Annotated in this window: 19 protein-coding genes; 15 read left to right on the forward strand and 4 right to left on the reverse strand. The window is 49.0% G+C overall.

Annotated elements, in window-relative coordinates; all coding sequences use genetic code 11:
• From SHEWANA3_RS07515 to SHEWANA3_RS07545, 7 genes are all read left to right on the forward strand, one after another.
• Window positions 1-567: a methylated-DNA--[protein]-cysteine S-methyltransferase gene (locus tag SHEWANA3_RS07515; protein ID WP_011716488.1), complete on the forward strand. Its 567-nt coding sequence runs from the start codon at window positions 1-3 to the stop codon at window positions 565-567.
• A 37-nt stretch (window positions 568-604) separates the two neighbouring features.
• Window positions 605-1,888, forward strand: coding sequence for a DEAD/DEAH box helicase (locus SHEWANA3_RS07520; RefSeq protein ID WP_011716489.1), 1,284 nt, complete (start codon window positions 605-607; stop codon window positions 1,886-1,888).
• Between the two features lie 65 nt (window positions 1,889-1,953).
• Window positions 1,954-2,424: a dual specificity protein phosphatase family protein gene (locus tag SHEWANA3_RS07525; RefSeq protein WP_011716490.1), complete on the forward strand. Its 471-nt coding sequence runs from the start codon at window positions 1,954-1,956 to the stop codon at window positions 2,422-2,424.
• Between the two features lie 34 nt (window positions 2,425-2,458).
• A complete protein-coding gene (locus SHEWANA3_RS07530) occupies window positions 2,459-4,093 on the forward strand; it encodes a phospholipase D family protein (protein WP_011716491.1) in 1,635 nt (544 codons plus the stop codon).
• 91 nt (window positions 4,094-4,184) lie between these two features.
• Complete coding sequence (locus SHEWANA3_RS07535; protein ID WP_011716492.1) at window positions 4,185-5,084, forward strand: chemotaxis protein CheV; 900 nt, start codon at window positions 4,185-4,187, stop codon at window positions 5,082-5,084.
• 172 nt (window positions 5,085-5,256) lie between these two features.
• Window positions 5,257-6,483, forward strand: a complete 1,227-nt coding sequence (gene sstT, locus SHEWANA3_RS07540) for a serine/threonine transporter SstT (RefSeq protein ID WP_011716493.1) — start codon at window positions 5,257-5,259, stop codon at window positions 6,481-6,483.
• A gap of 76 nt (window positions 6,484-6,559) precedes the next feature.
• Window positions 6,560-7,084 carry a CIA30 family protein gene (locus tag SHEWANA3_RS07545; protein ID WP_011716494.1) on the forward strand — a complete coding sequence of 175 codons (525 nt, stop codon included), beginning with the start codon at window positions 6,560-6,562 and terminating at the stop codon, window positions 7,082-7,084.
• 52 nt (window positions 7,085-7,136) lie between these two features.
• Here the strand turns inward: SHEWANA3_RS07545 and SHEWANA3_RS07550 are convergent, their stop codons facing one another.
• Window positions 7,137-8,516: a Gfo/Idh/MocA family oxidoreductase gene (locus SHEWANA3_RS07550; protein WP_011716495.1), complete on the reverse strand. Its 1,380-nt coding sequence runs from the start codon at window positions 8,514-8,516 to the stop codon at window positions 7,137-7,139.
• A 336-nt stretch (window positions 8,517-8,852) separates the two neighbouring features.
• On the opposite strand from SHEWANA3_RS07550, the gene SHEWANA3_RS07555 reads away from it, so the two are divergent.
• Window positions 8,853-9,287 (forward strand): hypothetical protein, encoded by a 435-nt coding sequence (locus SHEWANA3_RS07555; RefSeq protein ID WP_011625756.1) that lies wholly within the window; start codon window positions 8,853-8,855, stop codon window positions 9,285-9,287.
• Between the two features lie 111 nt (window positions 9,288-9,398).
• On the opposite strand, the gene SHEWANA3_RS07560 is transcribed toward SHEWANA3_RS07555, so the two are convergent.
• From SHEWANA3_RS07560 to SHEWANA3_RS07570, 3 genes are all read right to left on the reverse strand, one after another.
• A complete protein-coding gene (locus SHEWANA3_RS07560) occupies window positions 9,399-10,070 on the reverse strand; it encodes an RluA family pseudouridine synthase (protein WP_011716496.1) in 672 nt (223 codons plus the stop codon).
• 113 nt (window positions 10,071-10,183) lie between these two features.
• Window positions 10,184-10,738 (reverse strand): protein disulfide oxidoreductase, encoded by a 555-nt coding sequence (locus SHEWANA3_RS07565; RefSeq protein WP_011716497.1) that lies wholly within the window; start codon window positions 10,736-10,738, stop codon window positions 10,184-10,186.
• 145 nt (window positions 10,739-10,883) lie between these two features.
• Window positions 10,884-11,510, reverse strand: coding sequence for an acyl carrier protein phosphodiesterase (locus tag SHEWANA3_RS07570; RefSeq protein ID WP_011716498.1), 627 nt, complete (start codon window positions 11,508-11,510; stop codon window positions 10,884-10,886).
• 182 nt (window positions 11,511-11,692) lie between these two features.
• Here SHEWANA3_RS07570 and SHEWANA3_RS07575 point away from each other — a divergent pair, with 182 nt between their 5' ends.
• The 7 genes from SHEWANA3_RS07575 to SHEWANA3_RS07605 all read left to right on the forward strand — a co-directional run bounded on the left by SHEWANA3_RS07575 (window position 11,693) and on the right by SHEWANA3_RS07605 (window position 18,045).
• Window positions 11,693-11,896: a hypothetical protein gene (locus SHEWANA3_RS07575; protein ID WP_011622163.1), complete on the forward strand. Its 204-nt coding sequence runs from the start codon at window positions 11,693-11,695 to the stop codon at window positions 11,894-11,896.
• A gap of 64 nt (window positions 11,897-11,960) precedes the next feature.
• Window positions 11,961-12,998 carry a tRNA preQ1(34) S-adenosylmethionine ribosyltransferase-isomerase QueA gene (queA, locus tag SHEWANA3_RS07580; protein ID WP_011716499.1) on the forward strand — a complete coding sequence of 346 codons (1,038 nt, stop codon included), beginning with the start codon at window positions 11,961-11,963 and terminating at the stop codon, window positions 12,996-12,998.
• Between the two features lie 161 nt (window positions 12,999-13,159).
• Window positions 13,160-14,284: a tRNA guanosine(34) transglycosylase Tgt gene (tgt, locus tag SHEWANA3_RS07585; protein WP_011622165.1), complete on the forward strand. Its 1,125-nt coding sequence runs from the start codon at window positions 13,160-13,162 to the stop codon at window positions 14,282-14,284.
• Window positions 14,285-14,310: 26 nt separating this feature from the next.
• Window positions 14,311-14,643, forward strand: a complete 333-nt coding sequence (gene yajC / locus SHEWANA3_RS07590) for a preprotein translocase subunit YajC (protein WP_011622166.1) — start codon at window positions 14,311-14,313, stop codon at window positions 14,641-14,643.
• A 17-nt stretch (window positions 14,644-14,660) separates the two neighbouring features.
• Window positions 14,661-16,511, forward strand: coding sequence for a protein translocase subunit SecD (gene secD, locus SHEWANA3_RS07595; protein ID WP_011716500.1), 1,851 nt, complete (start codon window positions 14,661-14,663; stop codon window positions 16,509-16,511).
• Between the two features lie 12 nt (window positions 16,512-16,523).
• Complete coding sequence (secF, locus tag SHEWANA3_RS07600; protein WP_011622168.1) at window positions 16,524-17,471, forward strand: protein translocase subunit SecF; 948 nt, start codon at window positions 16,524-16,526, stop codon at window positions 17,469-17,471.
• A 256-nt stretch (window positions 17,472-17,727) separates the two neighbouring features.
• The gene (locus SHEWANA3_RS07605) at window positions 17,728-18,045 is read left to right on the forward strand and encodes a DUF2007 domain-containing protein (protein WP_011622169.1); all 318 of its coding nucleotides are present in this window, start codon (window positions 17,728-17,730) and stop codon (window positions 18,043-18,045) included.
• Window positions 18,046-18,151: the final 106 nt, after the last annotated feature.

The following is an 18,151-nucleotide window of genomic DNA, read 5'->3' on the forward strand; positions in this document are numbered from 1 at the left end:
ATGAGCCCGAATATATCCCAACTGATTAGCGCGCCAACGGCTAAAGATTATCAGCCGTGCGTTGTCGATACCTTAAATACCCCTGTCGGCATACTACAACTCAATGCCAATGCCTACGGATTGAGCCACTTAACGGTCGTTGGGTCGAGCCGAACGGAGATCCCGCTAAAGGTTGCAACTGATGATGAACTCACGCGGGCTAAAAGCCATATTGAACAGGCAAAGGCCCAGCTTCAGGAATATTTTCGCGGTGAGCTAACTGAGTTCCACTTAAGCTTAGCGCCTAAGGGAACCGAATTTCAGCAGCAGGTGTGGCAGGCGCTGGTACAGGTCGGTTATGGGCAAAGTTGCAGTTATGGCGATATCGCCCAGCGTATCGACAGACCCAAAGCCGTCAGGGCGGTGGGAGCCGCAAATGGTGCCAATCCCATCGCGATTATTGTGCCCTGTCACCGTATCATTGGTAAAAATGGCCAATTAACTGGTTATGCCTATGGACTCACGATGAAACAACAGCTGTTAATGCTGGAATCGACAAGCAAGGGGGCGGATTTTACGTTAGAATAGCGGTCATATTTGTTATTGATGAGCCATGTAATTTTTTATGACCCAAGCTTCTTCCTCCGTTGCCAGCTTTGCCGAACTTGGCATTATTGCGCCCCTGTGTAATCGACTCTCTGAGCTGACCTATGCGGCGCCTACGCCCATACAAGCGGCGACTATTCCGGCCGTGCTCAGTGGACGGGACGTATTAGCGGGGGCGAATACGGGCTCAGGCAAAACGGCCGCCTTTGCCGTGCCGTTATTACAGCGCCTGTTTGAGGCGAAAACCGCGGAAAAATCGGCAGGCCAAGTGCGTTGTTTGGTACTCGTGCCAACCCGCGAATTGGCGCAGCAAGTTGCCGATAGCTTTTTATCCTATGCCTCTCACTTCAATGGCCAACTTAAGATAGTTGCGGCGTTTGGTGGCGTGTCTGTCAATCTGCAAATGCAAAGCTTACGCGCGGGAGCCGATGTGTTGGTGGCAACGCCTGGCCGTTTATTGGATTTATTAGCCAGCAATGCGCTTAAGTTAAATCGCGTCTCGGCCTTAGTGTTGGATGAAGCAGACCGAATGCTAAGCCTTGGGTTTACTGATGAATTAAATCAAGTGCTTGAGGCGCTGCCGTCCAAGAAACAAACCTTATTATATTCGGCGACATTCCCTGAAGAAGTGCGTGCACTCACGGCCAAATTACTCCATCAACCGCTTGAATATCATCTGCAAAGTGAGCAAGAAAGCACCATTGAACAGCGCGTTATCACAGTCAACCGTGAACAAAAAACGGCGCTGTTGGCACACTTGATAAAACAGCATCAGTGGTCGCAGGCGCTTATTTTTGTCAGTGCTAAAAACACCTGTAATCACCTCGCACAGAAGCTGTCTAAACGTGGGATCAGTGCCGAAGTCTTCCATGGCGATAAGGCGCAAGGTGCGCGAACTCGAGTACTCGATGGTTTTAAAAGTGGTGAAATCAGTGTGTTGATTGCGACCGATATCGCAGCCCGCGGTATTGATATTGATAAACTCCCAGTGGTGATTAACTTCGATTTACCAAGAAGTCCGGCCGATTATATGCACCGTATTGGCCGTAGCGGCCGCGCGGGAGAGGCGGGTTTGGCGGTGACCTTGATTTCACATGAGGAATATCATCACTTCGGCGTGATAGAAAAGAAAAACAAAATCAAACTTGTACGTGAACAAATCCCAGGATTTGAAGCGAATGCCGAGATGCCACTCGAAGTGTTAGCGCAGGAAAAACCGCAGGCTAAACCCGAAGGCACCGGCAAGAAAAAGCGTAAACAGTTACCCGCGGCGAACCTTGAATTTTGGGGTAAAAAGTCTTAATTCCTTGGACGTGAGTTATGCTTAGTGCATCTCATGTCCCTTCGCATCTGGTTTGTGGGAGCAGTATGCAGCATCTATTTTGGTTAGTTGAAGGCAAGATCGCGGGTCGAAGTGGCCCCAACAAGGACCCTTGGGATTTAGCCGAGCTTAAGTCTTTGGGGATCCGTGCGGTGTTATCTGTGAATGGCGGTGAGGGCTGTGAGCCTGGCAGTTTTAAGCACCACGGACTGCGTTATGAATGCATTCCTTTTTCCCGCAATGTCCCGCCGCAGGAAGGGGATGTTGCTATATGTGTTGCTCAGTTACCGCGGGCGCTGGCCTTTATTCAGCAGTGTGAAGCCGATAACTTGCCCGTGCTAATCCATTGCCGATCGGGTAAAGACCGTACAGGGCTTATTATGGCCTATTACTTGATGGTGAATGGCGCCGCGCCTTTGCATGCCGTTAGCCAAGTGCGCAGCATTCGCGACATTGCGTTTACTGCCGAAGGTTGGGATCAGTTTGCCTTCGATGTGCTCTATGCGTTACAGGAATAACCATCTGAATTCATAAAATAAGGAATACCATTTAGTGACGATATTAGGGATATCATCGCGCAATTGTGGCGCCACCTTCGCCAACACAATCGCTCAGCATCTTGCCAAGGAGATAGGGCAACAACGCAAGAGTTATCCCGTCAAACAAATGGTATTTCGTCTCTCGCTTCCCTTTTGGGGGCTTTTGCTCCTGTTGATTAACGGTTGTAGCTCAATGGCAGAATTACCCGCAAAATCAATTGAAACAGCCTATCCCTTAGCCGAAAACTCCACCCTGTATCAGGCGGTAAAAACCGCCATCGCGCAGCATTCCGAGCAAACTGGGGTGTTTCCCCTCGGTGATGGGGTCGATGCCTTCGTCGCTCGCTTGTTGCTGATTGAGTCCGCCGTCAGTAGTATCGATCTGCAATATTATATTTATCGTAATGATGAAACCGGCCGCTTGCTGACGTGGTTTTTATTGGATGCCGCGGATCGCGGGGTGCGAGTGCGTTTATTGCTGGATGATATGACCAGTGCCGACATGGACGAGCAGCTAATCGCCCTCGCGCGCCACCCTAACATCAATATTCGGCTGTTTAACCCAAGCACAGAGCGTAATTACCGCGGCCTTGCCATGTTGTTTGGTTTTAGTCGCTTAAACCACAGAATGCACAATAAATCGTTCACAGTGGACAATGTGATGACCATTGTTGGTGGACGTAATATTGGTGATGAGTATTTTGCGGCGAATCGTGACCTCGAATTTGGTGACTTTGACCTGTTAGCCATGGGTGATGCCGTGCCTAAGGTATCCGACGAATTTGATCGATATTGGAATGCCGACACGACCCATCCAATTGAAGTCTTAAGTGACCATAATCCCACGCATGCGGAGCTTGAGGCGCTGGCGCAGCGGGTGAGTGAACAGCGTGAACAGTCCAAATCCAGCGAATATGTGAAGCGCTTAGCCGAAAGCCAATTATTGGCAAATTTGCAGAGCGATAGCATGACTTGGTTTTGGGGCAAAGCCTTAGTGCTGGTTGACCCGCCCGATAAATTGCAGCAGGGCGATAAATCCACTTGGTTGCTCAGCCAGTTATTACCTTACCTGACGCAGGTGGAGTCCGAGTTACTCATCATTTCGCCTTATTTTGTGCCGACGCAATCGGGAACCGATCTGCTCACACTTTTGGCGCAGTCGGGTAAGCGGGTACGAGTCATTACTAATAGTCTGGCGGCGACCGATGTGCTGGCGGTGCATGCGGGATATAAGCAATATCGAAAAACCTTGTTGGCCGCGGGCGTCGAAATCTACGAAGTGAAAGCACAGGCAGGGGAGCGCTCCCACAGCTGGCATGGCAGCTCAAAAAGCAGCCTGCACGCAAAATCATTTGTATTTGATAATAATCAGATATTTGTGGGCTCATTTAATTTTGATCCCCGTTCTGCTGCGGTGAATACCGAGCTTGGATTGTTGATCACTCAGCCACAATTGAGTGGCCATGTCAGCCATAATATTGAGGAGAAGCTCGCGACGAATACCTATCGACTCGCCTTGGAGGATGGCGATCTCGTCTGGTGGGACGATGGGGCGCAGCAGCGCTACGACAGTGAGCCAGACGCGGGATTTTGGCGTATCTTTGTCGCCGATTTTCTCGGGCTATTGCCAATAGAGTCACAGTTATAAGCTAAGGTGACTAAATAGCGGTTTTAGCTATCGCAACTCATTTTGTGAACCGTTATGATAAAAACAGAATAGTTAATGAGAATTTAGGTTTATGAAAAGCAAGGCAAGTCAGTCCCAAGGGCTATTACTGTTTCGGTTGTCGCAAACACAGGTCTTTGCTCTGGGCACGCTTAAAATCCGTGAGTTAGTGCCTTACACTCCGCTAAGTAAAATTCCTCAATCTCATCCGACTATCATGGGAGCCGCAACGATTCGCGGCCATACCATTCCTGTGGTAGATATGGCGGCAGCGATTGGTTATCGCCCCATCAGCGATGAAGAGCGCCAACATTGCTATATCATCATTACCGATTGTCAGCGGATGATTATCGGCTTTTTGGTGCGTGCGATTGATAAGATCATCGAGTGCAATTGGCGCGATATTGAAGCGCCATCGGCTAATTTAGGCCGTAATGCCTTTTTAACCGGAGTGACACGTTACGATAATCAGCTGGTGCAGTTACTCGACGTTGAGTTGTTGCTGTCGAAGGTCTTCCCCGATGCGCCCGAGGCCAATCGCGCCATTTTAACTGACGTGCAGCGCGAGAAGTTAAAACCCATGCGTATTTTGCTGGTGGATGATTCTAAGGTCGCGCGCAAACAACTTTCCGATGCGCTCGATAGCATTAACATTCCCTATTTTGTGACCCCAGACGGTAAAGAGGCGCTCTCGATTATGGAACAGGCCGCCGCCGAGCATCATCCTATCGATATTCTGGTCAGCGATATTGAAATGCCTGGACTCGATGGTTATGAGCTGGCGTTTGAAGTGCGTGACAATCCTCTTCTCGCCAAAGCTTATATCATTCTGCATACCTCACTTTCGAGCGAGATCAGCGTCAGCCAAGCCCACCAAGTTGGCGCAAATGAGGCGCTGACAAAGTTTGATGCCCATGAGCTGGTGGAAGCCATGCTGCGGGGCGCCGATTTAGCGGCTACGCGGGCGAATTAGGCCCCATGTTGGATTTTTGTAAGGGTTTTGCAGGGGCAGGGTAATTTAATCGGCTTATTTCCCTGCAAAGCTAGACAAGTTCGATCACATCCTATAAAAACCTTATTGGCCTCGATTTTGAAGGTGTGGGGTGGGGAAACTCAGCCGAAATATAATAACGATAGGTTAAGTAATGAAACAAGAATCGTCTTTGTTAGCCAAGTTGGCTAATGGCAGTTTGGTGCTGCAAATTCTCGTGGGGATCATCGCTGGTGTGAGTCTAGCCAGTTTTTCACATGAAGCCGCAAAGCAAGTCGCGTTTTTAGGAAGTCTCTTCGTAGGTGCATTAAAAGCCATTGCACCTATTCTGGTGTTTATCCTAGTGGCGTCTTCCATCGCCAATCAAAAGAAAAATACTCAAACCAATATGCGTCCGATAGTGGTGCTGTACTTATTTGGCACCTTCGCTGCTGCGTTAACCGCCGTGGTGTTAAGTATGATGTTCCCAACCAATTTAGTGTTGGTCGCTGGCGTTGAGGGCACCAGCCCGCCGCAGGGCATTGGCGAAGTGATCAATACCTTACTCTTTAAACTGGTTGATAACCCAGTCAATGCGTTAATGACGGGCAACTACATTGGCATTTTGGCTTGGGGTGTGGGTTTAGGTTTAGCCCTGCACCATGCGAGCGACTCGACCAAGCAAGTGTTTGCCGATGTGAGCCACGGTATTTCGCAAATGGTGCGTTTTATCATTCGTTTAGCGCCTATCGGTATTTTTGGTCTGGTGGCGGCAACCTTTGCCGAAACCGGTTTTGCCGCCATTGCCGGTTACGCCAAGCTATTGGCCGTGTTACTCGGCGCGATGGCTATCATAGCTTTGATTGTTAACCCGCTGATTGTTTACGTGAAAATTAAACGTAATCCCTATCCTTTAGTGATCCGTTGTCTGCGCGAAAGTGGCGTAACCGCATTTTTCACCCGCTCGAGTGCGGCGAACATTCCGGTGAATATGGCGCTGTGTGAAAAGTTAAAGCTGCATGAAGATACCTATTCTGTCTCTATTCCTCTAGGTGCAACCATCAACATGGGCGGCGCGGCGATTACCATCACCGTGCTGACCTTAGCCGCGGCGCATACCTTAGGGATTCAGGTGGATTTATTAACGGCGTTACTGCTGAGTGTCGTGGCGGCAATTTCGGCCTGTGGCGCATCGGGTGTGGCCGGTGGTTCGTTACTACTTATTCCACTGGCCTGTAGCCTGTTTGGTATTTCCAATGATGTGGCCATGCAAGTGGTTGCCGTTGGCTTTATTATCGGGGTTATCCAAGATGCGGCCGAAACCGCACTGAATAGCTCTACGGATGTGATTTTTACCGCCGCAGCTTGTGAAGCCGCTGAAAACAAAGCTAAACTTGGATAAAGTGTGCTGTTGTTAGTGTAGAAAAAGTATCATAAGAGCAGTCACCACGGTGGCTGCTTTTTTTATGGGAGTAGTTATGATCCTTTTCGATTTTAAGGACTTAGATGCGGCTAAGTCTTGGTATGGCGTCAATGATACCGTGATGGGTGGCCTGTCACGCAGTAGGCTCACCATCTCACCTTTAGGTTATGGGATGTTTAGCGGCCATGTGTCGCTCGCCAATGGGGGTGGCTTTGCCTCGGTGCGCTGCGAGTTTTCGCCGCTTGATGTCGGCGAGTTTAGTGGGATTTACCTCGAACTCGACCGCGACAGAAGCAAGCACTACAAAGTGAACCTTAAGGATGCCGATACGCCGCAGAGCACGGTTTATCAGGCGCCAATGCCCGATGCTAAGCATCAATCCTTTGGCGTTAACGGTGGCAGTATTATTCACTGGCAACGCATCGAAATCCCTTTTACAGCGTTTCATCCCCAGTGCCGTGGTAAGCCGATTGAGCGTGCTGCGATAGATTTAAGCCGTTTGACTAGCATAGGGCTGGTGATTGGTGCGCAGCAAAGTGGTGATTTTTCGTTGAAGATTAAATCGATAGGTTGCTATTAAAGGGATAACCCTAAGTGTATCCCTTTACGTTAATCGCTCAATTTAGAGTGATTTAGGCGCCGACAATCCCCAATGGCGTGGCATGCTCCCACGCGCCGCGGGTAAAGTCGGGGAAGTTGACCGAGTTGCTGCGGTTATTCAGCGATTGCTCACTTAAAATATTCACCACAGACCAAGCGGCGCCATCGTACACATCCTGATCGAGCGCCTCGCCGTTACGTAGGCAATAGACCATACGCCAGAGCATCACAAAATCCATCCCGCCGTGACCGCCGTTGATTTCGGCTTCTTTACCAATTCGTTGCCAGAGTGGATGATCGTATTTGTCATACCACTTTTGCATGTCCATATCCCACTCGTGGTAACTCTTACCAAAACCGCCGTGCTCAACGGCAATCCGATTTGGGAATCCGGCAAAAACGCCATTGGTGCCTTGAATAAGATTATGGCGGCTGTAGGGCCGAGGAGTAGTGGTATCGTGCTGAACCATAATGGTTCGGCCCTTAACGGTTTTAATCAGGCTAGTGCTCATATCGCCATTGATGTACTTGAGCTGATTACGCTCATGATCGGCAGGGAATTCTCGTTTGGCATACAGCGCGCGACCGAGCGCGGGTGAACTCATGGAGGTGAGATAATCGAAACGATCACCGCGGTTGATGTTCATATATTGAGAAATCGGCCCTAAGCCGTGGGTCGGATATAAGTTACCGTTGCGTTTGGTGTGCCAATAGGTGCGCCACGAACCGGTTTTATGGTCGATTTCCTTCATTTGCCAGCGCAGCTCATGGATATAAGCCGCCTCACCGTGGAGCAGCTCGCCAAACACACCTTGGCGCACCATGTTGAGCACCATCAATTCTTCGCGGCCGTAATTGACGTTCTCCATCATCATGCAGTTTTTCTGGGTGCGTTCGGCGGTGTCGACAAGTTGCCAGCATTCTTCCACCGTCAGTGCCAATGGCACTTCCACAAAGGCGTGTTTACCACTTTCCATGGTATCTATGGCCATGGGAGCGTGCCATTCCCACGGGGTTGAAATAATCACAATATCGATATCATCGCGGTTTAACAGTTCGCGATAGCTGAGATCATTCCCCGTGTAGACCGCAGGTTTTGGCCGGTTTTGTTTAACGATATGCTCAACGGCTCTATCGATAACGGCTTGGTGGGTATCACAAATGGCTTTAAGTTCCACGCCTTCTAAGTGACAGAATTGTTCGACATGGCTAAAACCCCGCTCTCCCACACCGATAAAACCGACTCTAACCAGCTCCATTTTTGGGGCGATAAGTCCGATCACGGATTTTCCAACGCGGGGTTTAGGGGCAACGCTGCTGGCGTTGGCATTGAGGGCAATATTGGCCGTAACCAGACCTGCGGTAACGGCGCCCGCAGCTTTTAGAAAATGGCGGCGATGAATATTGTGCATAAACTTCCTGCATTATTTTTTGATTATTTGTAGGGCAATGTATATCCCGTTTGTTATATCAGAATCCCAAGCCGAGTGAATAATAAAAGATGTAACAACCTCATTCGTGGGGATGAATGCGCAAGATGTGAAATAAGGTATTTATCTTTACTTTAGCGATAGGTAAATAGTGATAAAGATCGCGTTTTTATTTTCTAATTAAGCTACACTGCCGATTAATTAATCAGGCGAAATTATCTTTTAGTTTTTAAACGTTTAGCAAATTTAATTTAACCAAAAAGTTACATTTTGTGGTTGATTTGGGGTAATTTGCGACTCGGGGGAGTAAAGCGGTAAATGGGTTCTATGCTTAATGTACTACCACAACTGACGTTCACTTTAGGTGAGTGGGTATTGCATAAGGATATCAGGATGTCTGGGATTGAAAAACGCCGTCGCCTTCATTGGCGGGAGTCAGATATGCAAAATCGAGAAATTATTGGTCGTTGGTTAGATGAGCGTCCACTGCTTGGTGACAAAATTACCCTCTATAAAGAAGCGGACAAATATTATTTAGAAACCTGGTTTAGCGATGGCTGCCATAGTTTGGATGAAGTGAGTCTGTCCGATACGCCGCAAGGCCAAAAAGTCGAAGATGTCGGCGGTAACTTCTTCGGTGAATATTTTATGGTGACGCCTGCCATGCAACTGCAGTTTTGCAATGAGCAGGGCAGTTATTTCCAAGTCGATAAGTTGATGGCGGATATTGATTTCAATCAGCGCGTGGCTTAATGAGTCGCCGTGAAAGACGCTAATCAATAAATCGGCAAACACCAACCCGGTTTGCTTGATACGAGGTCGCTTAAGGCGACCTCGTGTCTTTTTAGCGGTTAACTATTTGCGCTAAGCCGAGAAGGGATGCTTACTGTAAAAATGCATGGCTTTACCCGAGTAAGGATGGGTAAAACGTAAACTTTGGGCGTGAAGACAGAGTCTCGGTCTGGCCTTTATCACCTCATCATCGCCATAAAATTCATCCCCAAGAATGGGATGCCCCAGGGCGAGCATATGCACCCTCAGTTGGTGGGTTCGGCCCGTTTGTGGCGTTAACTCGACTAAGGTGCTGTTTTCGCGTCTTTCTAGCACTCGGTAATGGGTTAGAGCACTCTTCGCGCCAGCCGTTCCCGGCGTTTGCGTCTTTTGATAGGGCGGGTGCTCGGGATCGGGCGCGATAGCTAAATCGATTATCCCTGCATCCTTTGCTATCCCCCCCATGACTTCGGCGATATACACTTTCTCGTTTTGCCTATCTTGGAACTGGGTTTTTAACTGGGACTCGGCCTTTTTGTTGCGGGCAAACACCATAATGCCTGAGGTAGCACAATCGAGTCGATGCACGAGAATAGTGTCAGGATACAAGCGTTGTAGCCGGGTGAGGGCGCAATCGAAGGTATGTGCGGCTCGGCCGGGATTAGACAACAATCCAGAAGGTTTATTAATAATGATCAAATCCCTATCTTGATAGCGAAGATCTAACCAAGGGACTGAAGGGGGCTGGTAATCAAATATCTGCATCGTATCCTCATCATTTGCGCGGTCATACTAGCAAAATATCAGTCACTAAGCAGTATATTCTCGAGCTGGCGTTTGCTGAGGCTGTTATAACTGAACTTGAACTAGAACTAGAACTAGAACTGTGCCAACCACAATCTGAACTTCATGCCCCAAGTCGAGGTGACTCCCGAGGTGATATAACGGATCTCCCCTTGGGTATCGATAATATAAATGGCTGGAAATGCCATCGCGCCCCACTGAGTGCTTCGCTCACCTTTGTTATCGTTTAGCACCGGAAAGTGATACTGATGCTCGTCCATATAGTGCTGGATCTCGCGATCACTGCCAGAAGCCACCGCCACTGAAATGACATTATGGTCTTGGCTGATACTCTCAACCATAGGGGAAGTGACGCGGCACACAGGGCACCAAGTGCCCCAGAAATAGACTAATGTTGGCTCTGTCTGGGCCGAATTAAGTGCAAGCTGGCTACCATCAATCGCGATACCGCTTAATACTGGTGCTTGGCCAGTGATCATATCCCGTTGCAAATAGAGGCTGACGCCGTAAAGCACCAGCGCCATGATGCTAAGATCCCTAAGTTGTTTGAGCCAAAAGCGCGGGCTTTGTAGTTTTTGGCGCCAATTGAGTGCTTGAGCTGGTTTAGCGCTTGAGTTTGCAGTTGTCACTGTGACGGGAACCTCACTAAATAGGCGTTATCGCAAAGGCGTTAGGGTAAACGCTTAGGCTTAAACAAGGCTTGAACACTTAATTCACTTATTCGAGTCTGTGCCAACCTCCGAGCTTAGTTCGAGCTACGCGCAGAGTTAGAATCTAGTCGGCAGAACCATTAGGTAGATAGTCACTCGGGGTTTTACGACTCCAAATACGGGTGTAGGCCATCAACTGAGGGTAAAAGGTGCGAAAGGCGGTTTCTGTCTCTATCTGCATTTTCGCTAGCAGTTTATCCGCGCCGTTAAATAAGGCACAGTGCGGATGACCTTTGGCCCGTTGTGCTAAGGCCTGTTGAATGCCTTTAGGTGTGGCGTAAGCGTTTAACCAATCTTGACTGCGCATATCGGCGATGAGGTTCAGACAGGGCTGAGGGTGATACTCATCGCTTTGCGTCGCAAATTCTGCCAGTTCGCGATAGGCCTTTTGGCTAAACTCGGGCAGCGGCAGGTGATGATATTCTTCCCAGTAGTAGGCTAAATAATGATCGAAACTTACGAACATCAAATCTGCTGCTATGCTTGTTAACTGGGCAGGGAACAGGGCCATTAGCTCTTGGGTCAGTTCATGGGTGGCGCAGAGCTGATTGATTTCTTGGTTTAACCACAGTCCTTGGCGAAGTGCTTGTGGCGCAGAATCGATTGGCGCGGTGATAAAATTGCCTGCCAGATTGGCGCCTAGGTGGGTTTTACTGATCTCGGCCAGATGTAAGTGTGTAAGAATGTTCATTTTTTGTGCTTGGTTAATCGCGTTAGTTCACGGTATCATGGGCGGGCGCGCTGAGGAAAGCGCAAATAGGCAAAAATCGTGTGCTTTTCTAAGGGAGTGCTTACGTTAGCGTTTCAACAGGAGGGTAAATGCTAACAATGGGCTGAAAATGCACCAATCAATTAACCTGTTAAGGATCATGGATGATGTGGAACTGGTTTACCAAAATGCTCGGTAAAGACGAGCGCCCTAAGCGTAAAAAAGTGCTTGTCGATATTCCCTATGAGCAACATAGCTTTCGTATGGATCATTTTTCGCGGACTCGACCTAAATATGATGTCGATGATGCGTTAGCCTCAAATGTGCTAAATGAGTCAGACGCCGATATGGATATCGCGAACAAGTAATCTTGATCTTATTGGCCTCTAACCATAGACTAGCCGCCGTTCTAAGCTATCTAGAGGCCTTTGCATGCGCGTAACAGACTTTTCCTTCGATCTTCCCGACGAACTTATCGCTCGTTATCCCATGGCGCAACGCAATGCGTCACGTCTGTTAACCCTAGATGGCAATACTGGCACGCTCGCTGATAAACAGTTTACCGATCTGCTGGGGATGATTAATCCTGGCGATTTAATGGTATTTAACAATACCCGGGTAATCCCTGCGCGTCTATTTGGCCAAAAGGCCAGTGGTGGCAAACTCGAGATTTTAGTTGAGCGTATGCTCGACGATAAGCGCATCCTCGCCCATGTGCGTAGCTCTAAATCCCCGAAGGTGGACAGCATTATCCACCTCGATGGCGGTTATGAGATGAAGATGGCAGCGCGCTATGACGCCTTATTTGAGCTCGAACTCTTATCCGACCTGACGATTTTAGAAGTGCTCGAAGCGGTAGGGCATATGCCACTGCCGCCTTATATCGACCGTCCCGATGAGGATGCCGATAAAGAGCGCTATCAAACCGTGTATAACCAAAACCCCGGTGCGGTTGCTGCGCCAACGGCGGGCTTGCACTTTGACGATGCCATGCTCGATGCCTTAAAAGCCAAGGGCGTGAATATCGCGTTTGTGACCTTGCACGTCGGCGCTGGCACCTTCCAGCCTGTGCGCGTCGATAACGTGCTCGAGCACAAAATGCATTCCGAGTGGGCCAATGTGCCGCAGGATGTGGTGGATTTAATTGCCCAAACCAAGGCGGCAGGCAAGCGTGTGGTTGCTGTGGGGACGACGTCCGTGCGTTCACTGGAGAGTGCGGCCCGTGCAAGTGAAGGCGAACTTAAAGCCTTTAGCGGCGATACCGATATCTTTATCTACCCTGGGTATCAGTTCCAAATCGTCGATGCCATGATCACTAACTTCCACCTGCCGGAATCGACCCTCATTATGTTGGTCAGTGCCTTTGCCGGTTTTGATCATGTTATGGCGGCGTATCAACACGCAATCACGCAAAAATATCGCTTCTTTAGCTATGGCGATGCCATGTTTGTGACGAAAAAAGCTCACTAGACCAAGATTTTGTTTTAAAATAGCCGCCCACATTGAGTTTGGGCGGTAATTTTTTTCAGCCAAAGGTTGAACCTTTTGGATCTGCCCCTATCTCTATTGTTAATCAAAATGGCGCGTGCCATTACAAATGTAGTCAGACTGTTTATCTGGCGAGGTGAATTATGAAATTTGAACTCGACACTACCGACGGCCGTGCGCGCCGTGGTCGCTTGATTTTTGAACGCGGCACGGTGGAAACCCCAGCCTTTATGCCTGTTGGTACTTACGGCACGGTAAAAGGCATGACGCCTGAAGAAGTGCGTGCTACTGGTGCGGACATTCTGCTCGGTAACACTTTCCACCTGTGGTTACGTCCAGGCGAAGAAATCATGCGTAAGCATGGTGACTTGCACGATTTTATGAACTGGCAGCGTCCTATTCTGACCGATTCGGGCGGTTTCCAAGTGTTCAGTTTGGGTGACATTCGTAAAATTACCGAAGAAGGTGTGCATTTCCGTTCGCCAATTAATGGCGAGAAAATCTTCTTAGATCCTGAAAAATCAATGCAAATTCAACATGCATTGGGCAGTGATGTGGTGATGATTTTTGACGAATGTACTCCGTATCCGGCGACAGAAGATGAAGCGCGCAAGTCAATGCAGATGTCACTGCGTTGGGCTAAGCGTTCACGCGACGAGTTCGACCGTCTGGAAAACCCCAATTCATTATTCGGGATCATCCAAGGCAGTGTTTATGAAGATTTACGCGACGAGAGCTTAAAAGGCTTAGTCGAAATTGGTTTCGACGGTTATGCCGTCGGTGGTTTGGCCGTAGGTGAGCCTAAGGAAGACATGCACCGCATTCTTGAGCATGTCTGTCCACAAATTCCTGCGGACAAGCCTCGCTATCTGATGGGGGTCGGTAAGCCAGAGGATTTAGTAGAAGGTGTGCGTCGTGGTATCGACATGTTTGACTGTGTGATGCCAACCCGTAACGCCCGTAACGGTCATCTGTTTACCAGTGAAGGTGTGATTAAGATCCGCAATGCGCGTCATCGTGATGACACTTCACCGCTCGATCCTAAGTGTGATTGTTATACCTGTAAAAACTATTCACGGGCATACCTTTACCATTTAGATCGTTGTAATGAGATTCTGGGTGCGCGTTTAAACACCATTCACAACTTGAGATACTATCAAATGTTAATGGAAGGTTTGCGCGGGGCGATTGAGACGGGTACATTAGACGCCTTTGTAAAGGACTTCTATACCAGTCAAGGTCGTGAAGTACCAGAGTTAGTCGATTGATTTTTTGCTAATAAGAAGAGAAAACTATGTTCATTTCAAATGCATATGCAAATGCTGCAGGCGCTCCACAGGGTGGCGGCACCATGGAATTGATTTTCATGCTGGTGATTTTCGGTCTGATTTTCTATTTCATGATTTTCCGTCCGCAATCTAAGCGTGTTAAAGAGCACAAGAACCTGATGTCATCTTTAACCAAGGGCGACGAAGTCCTGACCAGCGGCGGTATCTTAGGTAAGATTGCAAAGATCAGCGATGAAAATGACTACGTGTTACTGAGCTTGAACGACACGACTCAAATTACAATTAAAAAAGATTACATTGCAGCTGTATTGCCTAAGGGCTCTATCCAGTCGTTGTAAGCCAAGAGGGCTCAGGCGTGTTAAATAAATACCCAATGTGGAAAAACATTATGGTGGTGCTCGTCATCGCCATAGGTTGTTTCTATGCCGTACCTAACCTGTTCGGTGAAGATCATGCGGTGCAAGTAGTGGCGACTCGAGGTGCTGAAGTCACGGCATCTACCCAAGCCAGAGTGAACGAGCTGTTAGCCAGTAAGGGCATTGCGGTAAAACGCTCTGAGCTTGAAAAAGGTCAATTGTTGGTTCGCGTACAAAACGCGGATCAACAGTTGCTGGCCAAGGAAACCATCGCCGAAGACTTAGGTGACAAGTTTACTGTGGCACTCAACCTTGCCCCTGCCACCCCGCAGTGGCTCGAGTCTATGGGCGGTAGCCCAATGAAACTCGGTCTGGACCTTCGTGGTGGTGTGCACTTCTTAATGGAAGTGGACATGGGCGAAGCCATCCGCAAGATGGAAGAGGCCAAAGTGGCCGATTTCCGTTCTCAATTACGTGAAGAAAAAATCCGTTACGCGGGCATTCGCAACAATGCGCAAGGTATCGAGATTAAATTCCGTGATGCCGAAAGTTTAGCCAGTGCAGAACGTTTCTTAAAATCTCGCAGCAACGATATGGTGTTCAGCGATGTGAGCAAGGGTGAAGACTTTGCCCTGCAAGCCGTCATGAGCGAAACCTATCTTAAGCAGATTAAAGAAGAAGCGCTGCAGCAAAACATTACCACTATCCGTAACCGTGTGAACGAGTTAGGGGTAGCTGAGCCGGTGGTTCAACGCCAAGGTGCTGAGCGTATTATCGTTGAGCTGCCAGGTGTACAAGACACTGCCCGCGCCAAGGAAATCTTAGGTGCGACGGCATCGATTGAATTCCACATGGTGGACGATAAGGCTGACCCCAATGCGGCGCAATCTGGCCGTGTACCTGCGGGTTCTGAGGTGTATCAACGCCGTGAAGGCGGTCAAGTGGTACTGAAGAAGGAAGTGATGCTAACGGGTGATCATATCACTGGCGCACAACCTAGCTTCGACCAATATAGCCGTCCACAGGTGAGCATCAACCTCGATGCTAAAGGCGGTACCATTTTCTCTAACGTGACTAAGGACAATATCGGTAAACCGATGGCGACCTTGTTCATCGAATATAAAGACAGCGGTGAGCGTAACGCCGATGGCAGCGTCAAGATGCAGAAAATCCAAGAAGTGATTTCTGTGGCGACCATTCAAGCGCGTTTAGGCCGTAACTTTGTGATCACCGGCTTAAGTCATGGTGAAGCACAAAACCTCGCACTGCTGCTGCGTGCTGGTGCCCTGATTGCGCCCGTATCGATTGTGGAAGAACGTACTATCGGCCCAAGCCTGGGTGCGGAAAACATCGAAAGCGGTGTGCAAGCCATGATTTGGGGTATGGCAGTCGTACTTATCTTCATGCTGGTTTATTACCGTAGTTTCGGCTTGATCGCTAACTTAGCCTTGACGGCCAACTTAGTGATGGTGGTTGGGGTGATGTCTATGATCCCTGGCGCCGTATTAACCCTGCCTGGTATTGCGGGTATGGTGTTAACAGTGGGTATGGCGGTTGACGGTAACGTACTGATTTACGAACGTATCCGTGAAGAATTACGTGCAGGTCGTAGCGTACAGCAGGCGATTCACGAAGGTTACGGTAACGCATTCTCTACCATCGCTGACGCTAACATCACTACCTTCTTGACAGCGCTGATCCTGTTCGCCGTCGGTACTGGCGCGATCAAAGGCTTCGCGGTGACCCTGATGATCGGTATTGCTACATCGATGTTTACCGCTATCGTGGGTACCCGCGCAATCGTGAACGCGATTTGGGGCGGTAAGCGCGTGAAGACGCTGTCTATCTAAGGGGAAGCGATAATGTTAGAAATTTTATCTTTAAAACGTACGGTTAACTTCCTCCGTCATGCGCTGCCTATCAGTATCATGTCTGCCATTTTGGTATTTGGTTCGCTGGTGTCCTTGGCGACCAAAGGCATTAACTGGGGCTTAGACTTTACCGGCGGTACTGTGGTTGAGATGGAGTTTACTCAACCTGTCGATTTAAACGTGCTGCGTACTAAGCTGTCTGCGCCTGAATTAGACGGTGCGGTGGTGCAAAACTTCGGTTCGAGCCGTGACGTATTAGTGCGTCTGTCGGTGAAAGAAGGCGTGAGCAGCGATGTACAGGTCAAATCTGTCATGGCTGCGGCTCAACAAGTGGATGCGGGCGTTCAACAGAAACGTGTTGAATTCGTTGGTCCTCAAGTGGGTAAAGAACTGGCCGAACAGGGCGGTTTAGCGGTATTGGTCGCGCTTATCTGTATCATGATCTACGTGTCTTTCCGTTTCGAATGGCGTTTAGCGTTCGGTTCGGTGGCTGCACTTGCCCACGACGTGATTGTGACCTTAGGTGTGTTCTCTGTGTTCCAACTGGAATTCGACCTGACCGTATTAGCCGGCGTGTTAACCGTTGTGGGTTACTCACTCAACGATACCATCGTTGTGTTTGACCGTATCCGTGAAAACTTCCTCAAGATGCGTAAGAGCGAGCCAGAAGAAGTGGTCAACGTCTCTATCACGCAAACCATGAGCCGTACCATTATCACTACGGGTACGACGTTGGTGACCGTTGTGGCGCTGTTCCTGAAGGGCGGCACTATGATCCACGGTTTTGCGACAGCACTCTTGTTGGGTATTTTCGTCGGTACCTATTCTTCTATCTACGTAGCAAGTTACCTTGCGATCAAACTGGGCATTTGCCGTGAGCATATGATGCCAGTTGAAGTCGAGAAAGAAGGCGCCGACCAGCCTTCGATGATGCCTTAATCCGGCATTGAGACTCGAGGTCGTGTATCACGACTGTTCAAAAAAAAGCCACCTTAAAGGTGGCTTTTTTTTCGGTGGATTTTGACCTTTCCGATAATCTGCTAGCAAACTCACAACTTTATAGTGACTAATGCTGTAAAACCTAAATGTTAATTTTATTAACAACTGCTGCAAAAAACAGCGCTCGACAGGCTCGGTTATTTCACAGTAGGATGTCGGCTGCCCATATCTAGAGAGTATTGTTGTAGGATGTCGCATGGAAGAACGTAAGACGTTAGTTGCTGGTGGAAATTTATTGCAGGCCCACACATGGAAGGGATTGTTAGAAGCCTGTGGTATTCATGTGGAGTTACGTGGCGAGGCCTTATTAGGCGGTGTGGGTGAGTTGCCCGCTGGGCTGCATAACATTGAGCTTTGGGTGCGCGAGTCGCAATTGGCAAAAGCACAGGCCCAGTTAAGTGCCTTGGACGTCGTGAGTCCCCAGTGGCAATGCGTGCAATGCCATGAGATGAACGAGGGCAACTTTGAATTGTGTTGGCATTGCAGCGCCGAGCGCAGCGAAAGCCATAACTAATCTTATCCCATACACTTGGCCTCAAACCGCTAGCACTGCGAAGCGTTGAATTCACAGCGCTGGCAATGCGGCTTGCTATCAGCGTTAAGCACCTGCTACCCGAACA

Origin of the sequence: Shewanella sp. ANA-3, assembly GCF_000203935.1 — a bacterium.
In the GTDB taxonomy this organism is placed as follows: Bacteria; Pseudomonadota; Gammaproteobacteria; order Enterobacterales; family Shewanellaceae; genus Shewanella.